We start from the raw sequence: 18,017 nt of genomic DNA, 5'->3' as shown, positions 1-18,017 counted from the left end.
CCCACTTTCTAAGAGAAAGCGGGCCTTTATTTCCCCGACTCAACCCTCAGCAAAGGTCAAATTGGTTGATAAGTGACAAACTGACCCACCCGGGGTTTTGCAAAGCGTTTCCAAGCACTTCCACCCCGCAGAAATAACTCCATCCACCGCACTTGTTGTTTATCATTCACCATCCAACCGGAACTTCCGGGAGCAAAAGCTAACGTTCCTTCACTGACGCGAAAACTCCCATCAGAATACACCGCATCGCTGACCATATCTCCCACTCGAACGATAACTTTTGTTTCCGGTTCGAGGTCAATAGAATCGGCAGAAATCGTTGTTTTAATATTACCATATCCATCCACCCAAGCCACTCTATCTTTAGGCGGGTCGGGAATTTGTTCCGGTTTAATCATATCTCCCAAAACACTTTCATCCCCGTTTGCTAATGCAATAGCCGCTTGAGGAAACACATCCCGAGACCGAAATTGAGAACCGCCACGCGAGACATTTATAGCATGAATAGAGACGGCGATATCTTTAATAAAAGATAGAGAATATCCGGCCAAAACCCCCACAACTTTAACCCCATTGGGAAGTAAAGCATAGGTAAGTCCTTCCCCTTCGTTATTCGGACGACCTTCTAAATTATCTTGACGGGGGGCGCAATTATGATAAATTAAATGGTTTTCAGGACCCGGATTGAGTCCCAATTGAGCGATCCAAAAACCTGTTGCTAACGTGCTAAAAGCCGGAACAGAAAGACAGTGAATTTGTGCATCGCTTAAGTGTTGAAGTAAACGTTGGCTGACCTCTGCAAACGCCGGATCGCCAACACCATAATCAGCAATTAAGTTAATTAACATTTCTGGATTTTTTGAACAGCAGTTGAGTTTGGGATAATCGGATCGAGCTTATGCTGAGTATACAATAAAACTCATAAAAGTCAGCCGGGATAATTATCGTTTAATTTCCAAAAATTTTTTTTCAGTATATAGCTATACTAATATCAAATCCGGTTGTGTAATCAACCAATAACAGACACCTGACCCGTACCACCGACCGTGAACAGGCTTCTGTTGAACCTCGCTACTCCGAACACCGAATAGCCAGAGCATTGACTATTGAGCGGCCGATCATTTATAATTGAGTTATACAGTTTTTAAACTATTGCGATTCCCAAATAGTCCCCAGAGGGTCCAATGATAGTAGGTACTACAGAAGCAGCCCATATTTTAGAAATCTCTACCGCTCGACTGCGAGTTCTCCTGAGCGAAGGCCGAGTCCGAGGTGCTTATAAAACCGGGAAGATGTGGCTAATTCCCCTGGTTAACGGCAAACCCATTATTAAGCGAGGCACAAGAGGCCCCGCTCCCCGTTGGCGCAATCAAAGATTGGCCGCTCAAACCATTGTTCACGTTAACTCTCATAGAATTCGGCAAAATCAAAAACAACAGCAACAACTTCCCGTGATTACGGTCAAGAAGGGTAATACTAACGTTTATGGACATCAGGTCGAAATACTGGGAGGATGTCGTGTTGTCTATAGTCCTGATAAGCCGCTCAGTTGTGGTGCGAGGGTTTGGATTGAAACCCTAAATAAAGTGATGATCGTCGGTTAGTCAAAATCTCTTGATCTCCCCACACTTTTATGATGGCTATTCAACCGGGCTTGATATAAAACTCGGGTTCAAAATTGGGGAGTCGCAGTTCTAAAAGCAGAAAAAAAGGTGGAAACCCTTGTCAGAAGAACTTCCACCGTTATTCAAATCAAATTGATTCAAATCAAAAAATCAAATTGAGAGAAAGATTAAGCTGCAAAAGTGGTAAAATCGTTGGCAGTGATCAAGCCGATATTCACACCATCAAGAGTTGCTAACAGTTCGGAATTGAATTGAATCAGAGTTGAACCGTTGTTTTGAGTTAAGGTGAGTTGGTCGAAGGTTAAACCGCCATCGAGAACAATAATATCTTCGCCATCGGTAAAGTCAGTAATTAAATCTGAACCCATACCGGACGCCAGAACAAAGCGATCACTTCCTCCTTCCCCAGTTAAGGTATCATTACCTTCAGCGCCGAGTAACAGGTCGTTGCCATTTCCGCCGGTCAGTTCGTCGTTACCTTCTCCACCGTCGAGAGTATCATTACCTTCGCCACCGAAAACAAAGTCCGTACCTTCGCCACCGACAACAACATCATTACCCAAGTCGCCGTAAAGGGTATCATTGCCTTGATTGCCGGAAAGGGTATCATTGTCTTTACCGCCGTAAATCAGGTCATTACCGTCGTTTCCTTCGATAAAATCATTGCCAATGTTACCAAAGAGGGTATCATTTCCGCTTCCACCGAGGAGGGTATCGCCGTCTTGACCGCCATAGACCAAATCTTCGCCTTCGCCACCGTCAACGAAATCCTCACCTTTGTTACCGTTTAACCAGTCGTTACCGCCTCCACCGGAAAGGGTATCATTATTTTGACCGCCAAACAGGGTATCAACACCTTCGCCGCCATCGAGGAAGTCATCACCGATGTTACCGTTTAACCAGTCGTCGCCGGCCGAACCGAAAATAGCGTCGTTATCCTTTCCGCCATAAATGGTATCGCTACCGTTACCGCCATCAACAGTATCATTACCTTGGTTGGAACTTATCCAGTCGTTGCCATCACCGGTATTGATGATATCATCGCCTCCCAAACCAAAAACTTCATTATCCCCCGCATCACCGACTAAAATATCTGCATTCTCTGTTGCTTCATTATTAGAAGAATTAGAAGTTGCATTAGCCGCAGTGTTAGATGGTTTTACCGGTTGAGTGACGACAGAAATAAAGTCTGTTGGGTCATAGAGGTCTGTTTCTCCAACGGTCGGTGTTGGAGTCGGACTCGGTTGAGGAGAAGGACTCGGTTGAGGAGAAGGACTCGGTTGGGGAGAAGGACTCGGTTGAGGAGAAGGACTCGGTTGAGGACTCGGTTGGGGAGAAGGACTCGGTTGGGGAGAAGGACTCGGTTGGGGAGAAGGACTCGGTTGGGGAGTGGGTGAAGGGGTATTTCCAGAATCAGTACCGGAACCCGAATCTGTGTCAGTACCCGAACCTGTGTCAGTAGCGGAATCAGTACCAGAACCTGTGTCAGTACCCGAACCCGAATCAGTACCCGAACCGGAGTCAGTACCAGAATCAGTACCCGAACCGGAGTCAGTACCCGAACCGGAATTAGTTCCATTAACCGTTAAGTTAACCGCAGTTGAAGCTGTAGAAATATTACCCGCAACATCGGTCGCCTTGGCACTGAAAGAATAAGTACCTTGAGATAAGGGAGTTTCGGGGGTAAATGTCCAGTTACCATCTTGGTCAACTGTTGCGGTACCAATTTCGTTTCCATCCTGAAGAATAGTTACGGTACTTCCAACTTCGCCAGTCCCGGTGAGAGTTCCGTCGGTGGTGCCGTTGCTGTTGATAGTTGGTACTGTCGGTGCGGTGGTGTCTACAACCAAGCTAACCGGAGTGGAAGTTGTAGAAGTATTACCCGCAGCATCGGTAGCCGTAACGCTGAAGTTAGAACTACCTTCGGATAAGGGAGTTTCGGGGGTAAATGTCCAGTTCCCCTGTTCGTCAACTGTTGCGGTACCAATTTCGTTTCCATCTTTGAGGATAGTTACGGTACTTCCCGCTTCGCCAGTCCCGGTGAGAGTTCCGTCGGTGGTGCCGTTGCTGTTGATAGTCGGCGCTGTCGGTGCGCTGGTGTCTACAACCAAGCTAACCGGAGTGGAAGTTGTAGAAATATTACCCGCAACATCGGTAGCTGTAACGCTGAAGTTAGAACTACCTTCGGATAAAGGAGTTTCGGGGGTAAATGTCCACTCCCCATTTTCGTCAACGGTTGCGGTACCAATTTCGTTTCCATCCTCAAGGATAGTTACGGTACTTCCAACTTCGCCAGTTCCGCTGAGGGTGCCGTTGGTGGCGCCGTTGCTGTTGATAGTCGGCGCTGTCGGTGCGGTGGTGTCTACAACCAAGCTAACCGGAGTGGAAGCTGTAGAAGTATTACCCGCAGCATCGGTAGCCGTAACGCTGAAGTTAGAACTACCTTCGGATAAAGGAGTTTCGGGGGTAAATGTCCAGTTCCCCTGTTCGTCAACGGTTGCGGTACCAATTTCGTTTCCATCCTCAAGGATAGTTACGGTACTTCCAACTTCGCCAGTTCCGCTGAGGGTGCCGTTGGTGGCGCCGTTGCTGTTGATAGTTGGTACTGTCGGTGCGCTGCTGTCTACTGTTAAGCTAACCGCAGTTAGAGTCTCAGAAGTATTACCGGCTTCATCGGTGGTTGTTGCCGTTAACTGATAACTACCTTCGGATAAAGGAGTTTCGGGGGTAAATGTCCAGTTCCCCTGTTCGTCAACTGTTGCGGTACCAATTTCGTTTCCATCTTTGAGGATACTTACGGTAGTTCCGGCTTCCCCGGTTCCGGTTAATGTGGGGGTGGTGTCGTTGGTGGTGCCACTGCTGTTGATAGTCGGTACTGTCGGTGCGCTGCTGTCTACTGTTAAGCTAACCGCAGTTAGAGTCTCAGAAGTATTACCGGCTTCATCGGTGGTTGTTGCCGTTAACTGATAACTACCTTCGGATAAGGGAGTTTCGGGGGTAAATGTCCAGTTCCCCTGTTCGTCAACTGTTGCGGTACCAATTTCGTTTCCATCTTTGAGGATAGTTACGGTACTTCCCGCTTCCCCGGTTCCGGTTAATGTGGGGGTGGTGTCGTTGGTGGTGCCACTGCTGTTGATAGTCGGCGCTGTCGGTGCGCTGCTGTCTACAACCAAGCTAACCGGAGTGGAAGCTGTAGAAGTATTACCCGCAGCATCGGTAACTTTGGCACTGAAAGAATAACTACCTTCGGATAAAGGAGTTTCGGGGGTAAATGTCCAGTTACCATTTTCGTCAACTGTTGCGGTACCAATTTCGTTTCCATCTTTGAGGATAGTTACGGTACTTCCCGCTTCCCCGGTTCCGGTTAATGTGGGGGTGGTGTCGTTGGTGGTGCCGTTGCTGTTGATAGTTGGTACTGTCGGTGCGGTGGTGTCTACAACCAAGCTAACCGCAGTTAGAGTCTCAGAAGTATTACCGGCTTCATCGGTGGTTGTTGCCGTTAACTGATAACTACCTTCGGATAAGGGAGTTTCGGGGGTAAATGTCCAGTTCCCCTGTTCGTCAACTGTTGCGGTACCAATTTTGTTTCCATCCTGAAGAATAGTTATGGTACTTCCAACTTCGCCAGTTCCGGTTAATGTGGGGGTGGTGTCGTTGGTGGTGCCACTGCTGTTGATAGTCGGCGCTGTCGGTGCGGTGGTGTCTACAACCAAGCTAACCGCAGTTAGAGTCTCAGAAGTATTACCGGCTTCATCGGTGGTTGTTGCCGTTAACTGATAACTACCTTCGGATAAGGGAGTTTCGGGGGTAAATGTCCAGTTCCCCTGTTCGTCAACTGTTGCGGTGCCGAGTGGAGTTTCTCCCGAAAAAACTGTTACTGTAGTTCCGGCTTCCCCGGTTCCGGTTAATGTGGGGGTGGTGTCGTTGGTGGTGCCACTGCTGTTGATAGTTGGTACTGTCGGTGCGGTGGTGTCTACAACCAAGCTAACCGCAGTTAGAGTCTCAGAAGTATTACCGGCTTCATCGGTGGTTGTTGCCGTTAACTGATAACTACCTTCCGATAACGGAGTTTCGGGGGTAAATGTCCAGTTACCATTTTCGTCAACTGTTGCGGTACCAATTTCGTTTCCATCTTTGAGGATAGTTACGGTACTTCCCGCTTCCCCGGTTCCGGTTAATGTGGGGGTGGTGTCGTTGGTGGTGCCACTGCTGTTGATAGTTGGCGCTGTCGGTGCGCTGCTGTCTACTGTTAAGCTAACCGCAGTTAGAGTCTCAGAAGTATTACCGGCTTCATCGGTGGTTGTTGCCGTTAACTGATAACTACCTTCGGATAAGGGAGTTTCGGGGGTAAATGTCCAGTTCCCCTGTTCGTCAACGGTAGCGGTACCAATTTCGTTTCCATCTTTGAGGATAGTTACGGTACTTCCCGCTTCCCCGGTTCCGGTTAATGTGGGGGTGGTGTCGTTGGTGGTGCCACTGCTGTTGATAGTTGGCGCTGTCGGTGCGCTGCTGTCTACTGTTAAGCTAACCGCAGTTAGAGTCTCAGAAGTATTACCGGCTTCATCGGTGGTTGTTGCCGTTAACTGATAACTACCTTCGGATAAGGGAGTTTCGGGGGTAAATGTCCAGTTCCCCTGTTCGTCAACGGTAGCGGTGCCGAGTGGAGTTTCTCCCGAAAAAACTGTTACTGTAGTTCCGGCTTCCCCGGTTCCGGTTAATGTGGGGGTGGTGTCGTTGGTGGCGCCGGAAGTGGGAGCGATAACGGGAGAAGCGGGAACGATACCATCTACTACAATACCTCCCGTGCTGCCAACATTGTTGAGGGTGAGGACAGCACTGTTGTTCGTGGCATCTAGAACAGCTATGTCCCCATTTAACATTAACTCGCCGCCAACGGTCATGCCGTCGATATCTTCGTTGCCCTCGGCGACGGTGTAACGGAAGGTGTGAGTCGTGGCAGATGAACCATTGCCGACCAAGGTGGCGTTGACAGTCCCGCCGTTGTCGAGGGTTACGGGCAGAACAATATTGCCTTCCTCCTCAATGATTGTAACGGCTTCGCTGAACGTGACCACAAAGTCGAGAGGTTCTCCAATGCCGTAGAAGCCCTCAGTCGGCAGTGCAACGCCGGTAATGACCGGGATGCCATCGAAGGTTTGAGTCGCCCCTGCTGTGGGAGTGCCTGTTATGTTGGCGGAGGCGAAGGTGATATCGGTCAGGGCTGGTGCGGCAATATTGATAGTTCTGCCTTCGGTAGCGGTTTGGGCAATATCAGCGGTCAGGAACAAGTAGCCGGTGCTACCCTCGTCGATAGGTTGAATTAACCCGGAGAAGGTCAGGCTGTTACCCGGTTCAACAGAAGTTTGAGTACCGAGGGAAGTGTCAAGTTGGTCTAGGATGTTATCGGTGGAGTAGATGAGTTCAAACCCGCCGATGTCTGCTGGGGTGTATGTGCCGCCCGGGGTGAACGTGATGCTGTTGAGTTCGGCATCGCCATCGCTAACGGCGAGGTTGAGTTGGTAGAGTATTTGGTCGGTTGCACCCGCAATGACGGTAGCTTCGGAAATAGTGGGAGTTGTTAGAAGAACATTCGGGGGTGGGGGTAAAAAGGTAAGAGAAGGGCCGAAGATATTATCGTCGTTGCCCTCTGTACCTTCGTCATTGGCTGCGGTATTCCCCGAACCGTAAACGTTGCTGCCTTCAACGGTGGGTAAAATCATCGGCATCCCTTGGTCGTTATGATTCTCGTTGAAGTTAGACTTCATGGCAAAGATGGCGCCGCCGAGTCCCAAGCCGTTGTTAGCTCCCGTTCCACCCGTGGCACTGTTGTTGCTGAAGATAGTGTCGGACAAATTGAGAGAGCCGCTGCGGATGAAGATAGCACCCCCCATCCCCGCACCGCCGCCTCCTAAGCTGTCATCGCCCTCTCCTAAGCCGATGCTGTTACCGCCGCCGAAGCCGCCGAAGCCGCCGCCGCCGCCGCCGCCGAAGCCGCCGAAGCCGCCGAAGCCGCCGAAGCCGCCGAAGCCGCCGCCGCCGCCGAAGCCGCCGAAGCCGCCGAAGCCGCCGAAGCCCCCGCCACCGCCGAAGTAGCCGCCCTCACCAGCCTCGCCGCCCTCACCAGCCTCACCGCCGACACCGAAGCGGTCGCCGTAGTCACCTAAGCCTCCGTCGGCACCCTTCTTATCTGTTGAACCCGCAAAAAGACCACCGCCGCCGTTGCCGCCAGCGTTACCGAACATCCCGCCTCCGCCGTAGCCCAGTCCACTTACACCCCCGTTTCCCCCTTGGGCGGTGTTGTTAGTAAAGGCAACATCCTCGACTGTTACCGTACCATCGTAAATAAACAGCGCACCGCCCATACCGGCGCCGCCTCCACCTCCGCTACTGCTGCCCCCCAAAGCTTTACCATTGGTCAGGGTCAGGTTGTTGAGGTTGACGGTTCCGGACTTGACGAACAGGGGGCGAAACTGGTTGTTACCGCTAATTGTGGCTGTCTCAACAACATCAACAGTATCGGGGTCATCTCCGGTGATGGTGACGTTGCTGTTAATTAACCGCTTCATCACCCCTTCTACCAAGACATCGCCTTTGAGGACAATCGTATCGTCTCCGGCTTCAGTATTGGCTCGAAAAATCGCCCAACTCAAGGTTCCTTCGGTATCGCCCAAACCGTTATCGTTTGTCTGAGTAACTTCAAAAAATGCCATTATTTTTTTCCTTGCTAAAATTTACGACTGAGACACAACAATTGATGGAAACTGAACATAAAAAAGACGCAGCCAAAAATCACCCGATGTCAGCTTTCAACTATTGGCAACTGACCCGGATAAAATACTTCGTAAAACCAGCGATAGTTGACCTGCAACTGCTGCTGAATGCGGGGGGAAATTTCGTGGGGAGTTGGCGGAACAATGCGCGACCCGGTTTTGTGAAGGTATTTGTAACGGTAGTAACTATCGCTGTCGAGGGACTTCACCGACAGGGCGTTGGGGTCGATTTCGTAGTCCGGCAGCCCCAACCAGGTGAACAGTTCCCGCATCGCCGCAACCGGTTCGCTGACCAGATGCTCGAACACGATGTAATACACCCGCTTTTGTTTGGACTCGGGCAAGTCCCGAACCCCTTCCAAGGCTTTTAACGGCCCGCCAATGACCCCTTCCGAGGCAAACAGGCGCTCAGCCCGTCCGTAGCGGGACAGCCCCGCCAGGTCGTCGGGAAAGTCCAGCAGCAGGGTTTTTTGGTGTTGGGCTTCGATGGAACCGTAGACCTGCCCCAGTTCCCGCACGCAGGCCACCATCCGGCAGTTTGGGTCGAGGTGAAGCGCCAAGTCGATAGCATTCAGCCAGCCCCGATGTTTGTCAACCACCCAATTTTTTTCAGTTTCAGCAAACCAACCGTTGATAAACCCCCGATAGGCATTGAGAAGGCGTTGGTAGACGACATCAAAATCGTTATCGAGTTGGGAGAGTAGAAATTCGTTATCGCTGAGTTGGGTTTGCAAACTTCTAATTGCCGTCAGTAGCGGAGAACTGTAACCGGGACTGTAAATGTCGGGGTGTTCTCCGAGAAGTTGGCAGGTTAGAGTCGAACCGGAACGGGGCAAACCCGTAACATAGATAATATTTTTGGCGATGGAATTAGCGTCGGTTGATAGAAGCATAGGGCTTGCTAACTCCATTTCATAAAACGTTGAAAACTGTCTTTTTTCCGGAAAACTAACGCAAGTAAAACTATTAGTTTTTTCATGTAAAATCGAACTTTTTTGCACACTAAAGGTTGACCTCTTTCGGATAATTCCTAAAGAAGTTAGACAGGTTAATTTGACCCTGATAGTAAATCTTTTAAATGAGAGTCTGAGGAAATGCGTTAGCCTTTTGTGAGGAAATTCAAATGTGTGGGCTTTTGCAGACTCCAGACATTTGAGGATTCGTCATAGCTTCGTACAGCTTCGTAGTGAGCTACTCTACAGATGGCTTCAGATGCCCGTCTTGTTATCGATGCACCAGGAAGTTGTCATCTTCCTAAGGATAGAATTTTTTGCTCTATTTCATTTATACAGCAACCTCTCAAGCAAAGTCCACAGTAGAATTACAGAATTGAGATTCTATCTCTATCGGCTAACCACTCAGTAAATTTACGGATAAGTTGGCGATCGCTATCAATAACTATCAATAAAATTAACAGTTTAATTGGGGTTTATTGGGGCGGTTGCCATTCTCCTTGTAGCGTAAACGCCGCCCAAAAGTAGGGAGATGACCATTTATTTTGTTGCCACATATCAATTTGAGCAACTCGCAACGCCGCGACGGGGGATAGGTTTTGTTGCAGCATTCGTTGATAAAATTTCACCATTAATTCGGAGGTTGCTTGGTCATCAACTTTCCACAAACTGACAACAACTCGGGGCGCTCCCGCATACATAAATCCCCTCGTTAACCCCACCAAACCTTCGCCTTTGATATTTTCTCCCAATCCGGTTTCGCAGGCACTTAAAACGGCTAACTCTGCCGATAAATTCAGGTTAAAAATATCGTATAAACGCAGAAAACCGTTTAACGGTTCGCCCGTTTTATCGACCAGAGATAAGACCAAACCCGAAAGTTCGGGGGTTTCGCTATTGAGTAAACCGTGTGTTGCAAAATGAAGTATTCGATATTGACTCATTTGTTGGCTGGTGACAAATTCTCGGCGGGCTGAAAACCCAAATTGTTTGGTACTATTAACCGTTGGAATGAGGTCTAAAATTCGTTCGGCTTCTTTTTCGGTAAAGGGTAAACGGTCAAATAAAACCCCCGACTCTCTCGCCGAACGTTCTAACTCGGGCGATAAGGATTTTGCCTTTTCTGGAGCTACATTTTTTACCCGTTCATCCTGATAGCTAAAAACCGGATCGGCGACTATTGCCAAGGCTTTGGGTGCGGGTGTTCTTCCCTTGATTTCTTGACGTAAAACTGCTAAAGTAGAAGCAGAAGGAAGGGTGACAATTTCGTGGCTCACAATTAATGGCGTCCAGTCTTCTTCTAAGATTAATGTTCCGGGGGTTGGTAAGGCGTTAAACGGTACATATTGTAAGACTCCATCGGCGACAATTAATAACCGTTTTTGACTGAGTTTTTCTGATTCGGGTAATATCATCTCCGCCAGTTCTTTTCCGGCGTTTTCCGCGAGGGTTCGGCGAATGCGTTGGTTGGGAAGTAAAAAAGAATCTCGAAATGCGGTTACTTTTGTTTCGATTTCTTCTCGTCCGGGGAGTTCATAACTTTCTATGGAATTTGGCGTGACCACCCATAAATAACTGCGGTTTTCTCCGAGGGAATATTCTAATAAAACGGTTTCGGAGTCGAGAATTTGTTGTTGAATTTCTCCCAAGGTTAACGGTTGGGGTTGAGTTAGCGCCGCATAATGGGGACTGGTGGCGCGAATTTCTGATAGTAACGTTCGATATTGTTGCAGTAAATTATCAATTTCGCCGTTAATTGTTATTCTTTGTTCTTCCGTATGTTCGCCGCTGAGTAACCGAACTCGCAACTGTTCTAAGGCGCTGAGTTGTTGTTGCAGTTGTTTCTTTTCTTCTAATAATTTGGGGTCAATTCCCGAGGTAACTTCTCCCCCAGACTCGGCTAATATTTCTAATAAACTTCTGGCTTTGGCGCGTTCGCTGGCTTGCAAAGCTAACCCGTCAAAACCCTTTTCGGGATTTTGTTTGTGCAGTTGCATTAACAAGTCAATATAAAACTGATAATATTCTTGTTTTGATGCAAAAAAGGAGGTTCTTAAATCTTGGCGATCAACTTTTGTTCGCAAATCTTCAATGATTTCTAACGCCGTTTCTATAGTTTGAACTGCGGCTTCTAACTGACCTTGTTCCCGTTGAATTTGAGCGATATAATACAAACTAAGCGGTTCTTTGCTTTTATCTCCTACCGTTTGTCTAATTTGTAGAGATTGAGTACAAATTTCTAAAGCTTGGGCTAAATTTCCCTGTTTAAAATCCACATAACAGAGATTATTTAACGTACTGGCTTCTCGGGTGCGGTCTCCGATTTTTTGCCAGAGGGGTAAGGCTTCATTGTAAGTTTGTTGGGCGATTTGAAGTTGATTAGATTGGGCAAAAATATAACCTTTGTTGTTCAAAGTTGCGGCTTGTCCGCGAATATTTCTGATATCAGATTGGCTCGGTAATGCTCTCCAATAATTCAACGCTTGCTCGTAGGTTTCTTTGGCTTTTTCTAATTCTCCTTGTTCGGAATAAACCTGACCAATATTATTTAAAATCAAAGCTGTAGTTTTTAAATCACCGGAATTTTCGGAACGTTGTAAGAGCGACTGCGCCTGTTGATAATACTTTAACGCCCGGTCTAATTCTCCCAAATCATAATACACCAAACCGATACTATTTAACGTGGCGGCTTGTGCGGATTCTATGCCAATTTGTTGGCGGAGACTGTAAGCTTTTTCATAGGCTTCTAAGGCTTTTTGATATTCGCCCCATCTGAAATAAACCTCAGCCGAAAGTTCTAAAATCGGCGCTTCCCAATACTCCGGTTGAGACAATTCAGGAAGTAATTGTAAAACCTGACGATAATAATTTAAAGCGGCTTGATATTCTCCCAAATCAGAATGAATTAACCCCAAAAATTGTAACGTGGTTGCTTCTTGAGTAAAATCGCCCTGTTCTCGCCACAGTTTTAAAGCAATTTCTAACTGTTCAATGGCTAGGCGTAAAGCCGCACCCGTTCCCTGGCGATAGTGATTTAAACCCGCTTTTAAGGCTTCTTGTGCCGGATTTTTAGGGTTCGCCGCCAGTATCATTTTTTCGGTCAATTCCCTATCCCAAACGTTGGAGGGGTTCACCGGTTCATCGGAGGCGACGGGCGGAATTTTTCCTGATAACAGAAGGCTCAGTAGAAAAGTAACTTGAAGTATTCCGTAAAACCACCTATTCAAGATTTTGTTTTGTTTTTGTTCGCAGGTCATGGTTTATCTTAAAATAGTTTTTATGACAATCTTGAGGGTGTTAACCTCAACCTTTGATTTGCGCTTCTTTATCTCCTTTCTCAATTTTAACCACTAAACCAGATGATGCCATTAAATTCGATTGTCAATCACTATCGTTCCCCAAAAACCATTTTAAGCCTGCTATCCGCTGTATCTTTTGCTGTGGGGTTCGGACTGTTTAATCCTCCCGCTTTTGCTCAAATTGATTTGGCTACCGTTCAAGAAATTTTAGATGGAGAAGAAGTCTTCATCGAAGAACAGCAAGCAAAACTTGAAGACCGAGCGAATTTGGGTCAACTGATTCACACCGAAAATTCCCGTGCGGGGTTAGAATTTAATAACGGCGCCGCCGGACGCATTGGAACAAATTCTCGGGTTACTGTTGGTCAATGTATTGATATTCAACAAGGTCAAGTGGTCGTTAGTGGGCCTGCAAATGGTTGTATTGGAGGGTTTTCTGTTGGGGTAAAAGGTACACTTTATATTATGGAAACCAACGAAGATGGGACCGGAAATATTAAAGTTTTGGAGGGAGAAGTTGAAGTAATTTCTCAAGAAGAAGGTGCGGTTCCGGTGATTTTGAGGGAAGGTCAAAAAATAGGGGTTTTACCGGGTATTCTCGGAGATATTCAGGATATTACTCCCGAAGAATTGGCTTTAATTTTAGCTGGAGAACTGTTTTCTGGTTTTAATATTCCCATCACGCCAGAAGGTGCTTTACAAGCAATTTGTCAGCGCATTGTTCCGTCTAGTTTTAGTTGTTCTGCGAATGGAATTCCTACTCCGAATGTTCCTACTCCTCCGGTGCCGTCGGTTCCCAGACCTTCGATTCCGGGTTCGCCTTTCTAAGTGGAATTAGATCCTGTACAATTAATCAATTATCATTATGTTGGGGCGGGTTGATTACAGTGAACAGTGAATATTGATAACCAATAACTGCAAAAACTGTAAACCGTTATTAACTGTAATCACTGGTAACTGAGATGAACCCGCCCCATTCTGATAATAAAGTTAATCAATCTGACATCGTATTAGTCGTCTAAAATATGAATTTATTTGAGTCTGTTTTGAGTTCTATTGTTTTGTCGCTTTCCACCAATCTTGATAATTTAGCAGTGGGAATGAGTTACGGACTGCGAAACTGGATTGTTCCGACTTCTGCTAACTTTGCCATTGCAATTCTTTCGGGTTTAAGCACTTGGATTTCGATTCATCTTGGCGATCAAATTCGTCAGTATTTACCCGACAGTTTGGCGGGTTATATCGGCAGCTTAATTTTAATTATAATTGGTCTGGTTAGTATTGGGCAAACGCTCGCTTCAGACTCAAACGAAACCGAAGAATTGACTTCTCAAAATTCTATAAATAGACTGAATTTAAAAACCGCAATTTTATTAGGTTTTGCTTTAACTATCACAAATTTAGGAACGGGTGTCGGGGCGGGTATTGCTAAATTTGATGTAATTTTAACCAGTTTTTTTAGTTTTTGTTCGAGTTTGTTAACCATTGGCGGGGGTTATTGGTTTGGGAAACAGTTCACTCACAAACCTTTGGGGATTGAATTGGGATTAATTGCGGGATTGTTATTAATTATTTTGGGAGGGTTTAATCTCTCCGGTGAATTTTAAAACCTTTGTTGTTGGGCTTGTTGTTGGGCTTTAGCCCTTCTTATTCACACATAATTTTCCATCGGAAATTATAGGTTTGATTTGGCACTCTCCGCGCAACAACGAACTTACTACACCCCAAAAACCCGGTTTCGCGGTTAGTTACCGGGTTTTTATTTTTCCCAATCTTATTTTTTTTTTTAATTATTTTTTTGACTTTGTGCTAAAGCGCAACAACGAACTTACTACACCCCAAAAACCCGGTTTATAACAGAAACCGGGTTTTTGATTCTATTTATATGTGTTGATTTTTAGTAAAGAGCAATTTAGGCTAAGAATGGACGGGTTTATTATGATTGTCTGTGGGAAGTCTAAATTGGTTAGGAACCCGCCCCTACAGCATTATCGGAACAACTAAATAAAGGTTTGGAGGGCGAATAAAACCCCCGGTAAGGTGATAAAAGCAAGCAGGGTTGAAACCACAACAACTCGCGCCGTTTGAACCGCATCGCCGCCAAATTCGTTCACCATTAAAAAGGCTGTAATTGCGGTTGGCATTGAACTCTGCAAGATCAAAACTTTTAAATCCAAATCTTCTAAACCCAACAGTTTACCGACGATAAACGCAATCGCCGCACCGCCCATAAGTCTTAAAAAACTGGCTCCCACTTCGTATAAATTGACGGATAATCGATTATTGGCTATTTGCAAACCTAACATTAATAAAGCCAGGGGAATTGCCCCATTTGCTAACAGGTTTAATCCTTCGTCTAACTTAAAGGGAAGCTGAACATTAAACACTCGCAAACACACGCCAAAAGTCACCGCCCAAGTGAGGGGAAGTTTCAGCATGAATTGAATCGAAGAACGAAAACCCCCACTTTGTAAAAAAGCGGGAACTGTTGTTAAAACAACGATGTTCCAAGCAATTAAGTACACAATTGCCCGTTCCAGTCCCGCCTCTCCCAAAGCAAATAAAGTCACCGGAAGCCCCAAATTTCCGACGTTGGGTAAAGCGGTTGTGGTGATTAAACTTTTTTTTAAATCGGTTGAAAATTGCCAATAATTGCTGAGTTGCCATGCTATAATACCTAAAATAACAAAGGTAATTAAAAATCCAACCGTAATGGCGAACGCACTTTCACCGCTCAGGGTGGTTTTGTAGAGATTATCAATAATTAAAGCGGGATATAACACGTACAAACTCAGGCGAGAAAGGGTAGATATATCGAGATTTAGCTTTTTTCCGATAATAAACCCAATCAAAACAATACAAGCTACAGGTAAAATTGAAGAGAGAATAACAATCATAAATATAGAGATTATATGAAATACTATTATGTTTGCTTTTGATACTTATCCCCCCTAGTATCTCTTTTAAATCCCCCCTAGCCCCCCTCGCGATCCCCCCTAGCCCCCCGATGATCGGGGGGAAAAGAAGGGGAAAAGAAGGGGAAAAGAAGGGGAAAAGAAGGGGAAATGATTGAAAGTCCTGCTTTTTAAGGGAGATTTAGGGGGATAAAGTCCCCCTTTTCAAGGGGGATTTAGGGGGATTATTACAGGAGATTTAGGGGGATAAAACATCTGCTGCATCCCGGTCTAAATTGTTCAGGCTAATAAGATTTAGAGACGTTCTTGATGAACGCCCCTAAACAAATTTAACGCAATTATGCCGCAGGAACTAAACCGCTATGAACCAATAAAGGTTGGGTACTCGGTTCGCGTCCTCGGAAGGATTTAAAAACTTCCATTGGGTGCAAACTTCCGCCCAAAGCTAACACAGTTTCTCGGAAACGTTTCCCAATATCCGCGACTGCGATTTCATCTTCTAAACCCGCTTCTTCAAAAGCAGAAAACGCATCGGCACTGAGAACTTCCGCCCATTTATAACTGTAGTAACCTGCCGCATAACCGCCCGAGAAAATATGCCCAAAAGCACACAAAAACGCATCTTCGGGTAAAGGTTTTAACACGGTTGTATTTTCAGCAATGCGGTTTCTGACCTCAATAACCGTTTCCTTTCCTCCCGGTTGATAACGGTGGTGCAATTCCAAATCAATTAATCCAAAATGAAGCTGCCTTAACATACCCGTACCGCTCATATAAGTGCGGGCTGCCAGCAACTTTTGATAATAATGTTCGGGTAAAGATTCTCCGGTTTGATAATGCTTTGCCATCCCGAACAAAGTCGAGCGATCATAACACCAATTTTCCATAAATTGGCTTGGCAATTCTACCGCATCCCATTCAACATTATTAATCCCCGCAGCCCCCGCATAATCAACGGTGGTTAACATATGTTGTAAACCGTGACCAAATTCATGGAATAACGTTTCTACCTCACTAAACGTCATTAAACTCGGTTTATCATCAACCGGTGGCGTTTGATTGCACTGCAAATAAGCCACAGGTAAACGAACAGTAAAAGCACCATTTTCGGTAATTTTGCTGCGAGTAATACACTCATCCATCCAAGCGCCGCCCCGTTTTTCTGCCGGACGACTGTAGGCATCTAAATAAAAATAAGCGATGGGATTTCCGGCGTCATCAGACACTTGGAAATAACGGACATCTTTGTGCCAAACCGGGGCTTCACCGTCGGCCGAAATAATCGTAATTCCAAAAATCCGTTTGACCAAACCAAACAACCCTTCTAACACTTGAGGCAAGGGAAAATAAGGGCGCAATTCTTCATCGGTAAAGGCAAACTTTTCTTCTCGCTGACGTTCGGCCCAAAAGCTAATATCCCAATGTTTTAAATCCTCGGCTTCCGGCGCTCCTTTGGACGCTGCAAAGGCTTTTAGTTCCTCAAAATCTTTCAAAGCCGCATCATAACTAACGACCCGCAATTCTTCAGATAACGCCTCCACCGCTTCCACACTCGGCGCCATTTTGCTGGCTAAACTTAACTCAGCATAACTTTCAAAACCGAGTAATTTTGCCTTTTCTTGACGCAATTCTAAAATCCGTTCAATTAAGGGAAAATTATTCAATTCTCCGCTAGAAGCGCGACTCATATAAGCCTTATAAACTTGTTCGCGCAAATCTCGCCGCTTGCTAAATTTTAAGAAGGGGCCGAAACTGGGAAAATCTAATGTAATTCGCCAGGGACCTTGTTCTGCGGTGGCTGATTCCATCCCTTCCGAACGGGCCGCTTGAGCCGCCAAACTGAGCAAACTGGGGGGTAAACCTTCGACTTCTTCCGGTTCGGTTAAAGTCAAACTAAAGGCTTTTGTCGCATCTAAAACATGATTGGAAAACTTAGTCGAAAGTTCGGCTAATTCCAATTGAATCGCATTAAAACGATCCCGTTTTTCGCCTTCAAAACCCACCCCAGAAAGTTCAGCATCTCGAATTGCCGCTTCTACAATTCGCTTTTGAGCCGAGTCTAAATTCTCCCATTCGGAAGATTCTCGCAAGGCTTTAAACGCTTTATAAATCGCTTGACTTTGGTTGAATTTGTTAATAAACTGCACAACTTTTGGCTGAACGCTTTCGTGTGCTTTTCGCAGTTCCGGGCTATTTTTTACGCCCATCAAATGATTAACAATTCCCCAACTCCAGGTTAAACGCTCCTGCAAAAGTTGCAACGGTTCAACCAAACCTTCCCAAGTCGGCTGTACATTCGCTTCTAAACTTGCAAGTTCGGCATCAAGTTCTTCTAATAATTGCGTCATCTCGGGAACCACCGCATCCGGTTCGATCATCTCAAACGGAGGGAGTCCTTTTCCTCGAAGTAATGGTCTGTCTGCGGTTGCTGTATTTGCAATCATTCCTATTTTCC

At 46.2% G+C, this 18,017-nt stretch carries 9 protein-coding genes; 3 read left to right on the top strand and 6 right to left on the bottom strand.

The genetic code is table 11. The features are described from left to right. Positions 1-56 precede the first annotated feature (56 nt). The gene (locus tag ACL6C3_RS24850; RefSeq protein ID WP_413162129.1) at positions 57-848 is read right to left on the bottom strand and encodes an S-adenosyl-l-methionine hydroxide adenosyltransferase family protein; all 792 of its coding nucleotides are present in this window, start codon (positions 846-848) and stop codon (positions 57-59) included. A 336-nt stretch (positions 849-1,184) separates the two neighbouring features. Between ACL6C3_RS24850 and ACL6C3_RS24845 the strand changes: the two genes are divergently transcribed. Continuing rightward, positions 1,185-1,604 carry a DNA-binding protein gene (locus ACL6C3_RS24845; RefSeq protein ID WP_413162127.1) on the top strand — a complete coding sequence of 140 codons (420 nt, stop codon included), beginning with the start codon at positions 1,185-1,187 and terminating at the stop codon, positions 1,602-1,604. 188 nt (positions 1,605-1,792) lie between these two features. On the opposite strand, the gene ACL6C3_RS24840 is transcribed toward ACL6C3_RS24845, so the two are convergent. The 3 genes from ACL6C3_RS24840 to ACL6C3_RS24830 all read right to left on the bottom strand — a co-directional run bounded on the left by ACL6C3_RS24840 (position 1,793) and on the right by ACL6C3_RS24830 (position 12,605). Beyond that, on the bottom strand, positions 1,793-8,335 hold the full coding sequence (locus ACL6C3_RS24840; RefSeq protein WP_413162124.1) for an Ig-like domain-containing protein: 6,543 nt from the start codon (positions 8,333-8,335) through the stop codon (positions 1,793-1,795). Positions 8,336-8,424: 89 nt separating this feature from the next. Then, complete coding sequence (locus ACL6C3_RS24835) at positions 8,425-9,288, bottom strand: sulfotransferase family protein (protein WP_413162122.1); 864 nt, start codon at positions 9,286-9,288, stop codon at positions 8,425-8,427. Between the two features lie 536 nt (positions 9,289-9,824). Continuing rightward, positions 9,825-12,605: a CHAT domain-containing tetratricopeptide repeat protein gene (locus tag ACL6C3_RS24830; protein WP_413162121.1), complete on the bottom strand. Its 2,781-nt coding sequence runs from the start codon at positions 12,603-12,605 to the stop codon at positions 9,825-9,827. Between the two features lie 102 nt (positions 12,606-12,707). Between ACL6C3_RS24830 and ACL6C3_RS24825 the strand changes: the two genes are divergently transcribed. Next, positions 12,708-13,475 (top strand): hypothetical protein, encoded by a 768-nt coding sequence (locus ACL6C3_RS24825; protein WP_413162118.1) that lies wholly within the window; start codon positions 12,708-12,710, stop codon positions 13,473-13,475. Positions 13,476-13,693: 218 nt separating this feature from the next. After that, positions 13,694-14,254, top strand: a complete 561-nt coding sequence (locus ACL6C3_RS24820) for a manganese efflux pump (protein WP_413162116.1) — start codon at positions 13,694-13,696, stop codon at positions 14,252-14,254. A gap of 393 nt (positions 14,255-14,647) precedes the next feature. Here the strand turns inward: ACL6C3_RS24820 and ACL6C3_RS24815 are convergent, their stop codons facing one another. Together ACL6C3_RS24815 and ACL6C3_RS24810 are read right to left on the bottom strand one after the other, a co-directional pair. Next, a complete protein-coding gene (locus ACL6C3_RS24815; RefSeq protein ID WP_413162113.1) occupies positions 14,648-15,544 on the bottom strand; it encodes an AEC family transporter in 897 nt (298 codons plus the stop codon). 356 nt (positions 15,545-15,900) lie between these two features. After that, positions 15,901-18,006, bottom strand: a complete 2,106-nt coding sequence (locus ACL6C3_RS24810) for a M3 family metallopeptidase (protein WP_413162111.1) — start codon at positions 18,004-18,006, stop codon at positions 15,901-15,903. Between the last annotated feature and the right edge of the window lie 11 nt (positions 18,007-18,017).

It is taken from the genome of Capilliphycus salinus ALCB114379 (genome assembly GCF_047276495.1).
Taxonomy (GTDB): domain Bacteria; phylum Cyanobacteriota; class Cyanobacteriia; order Cyanobacteriales; family Microcoleaceae; genus Capilliphycus; species Capilliphycus salinus.
The sequence above is the reverse complement of the archived record's forward strand: the minus strand, read 5'-3'. Positions and strand labels throughout refer to the sequence as shown.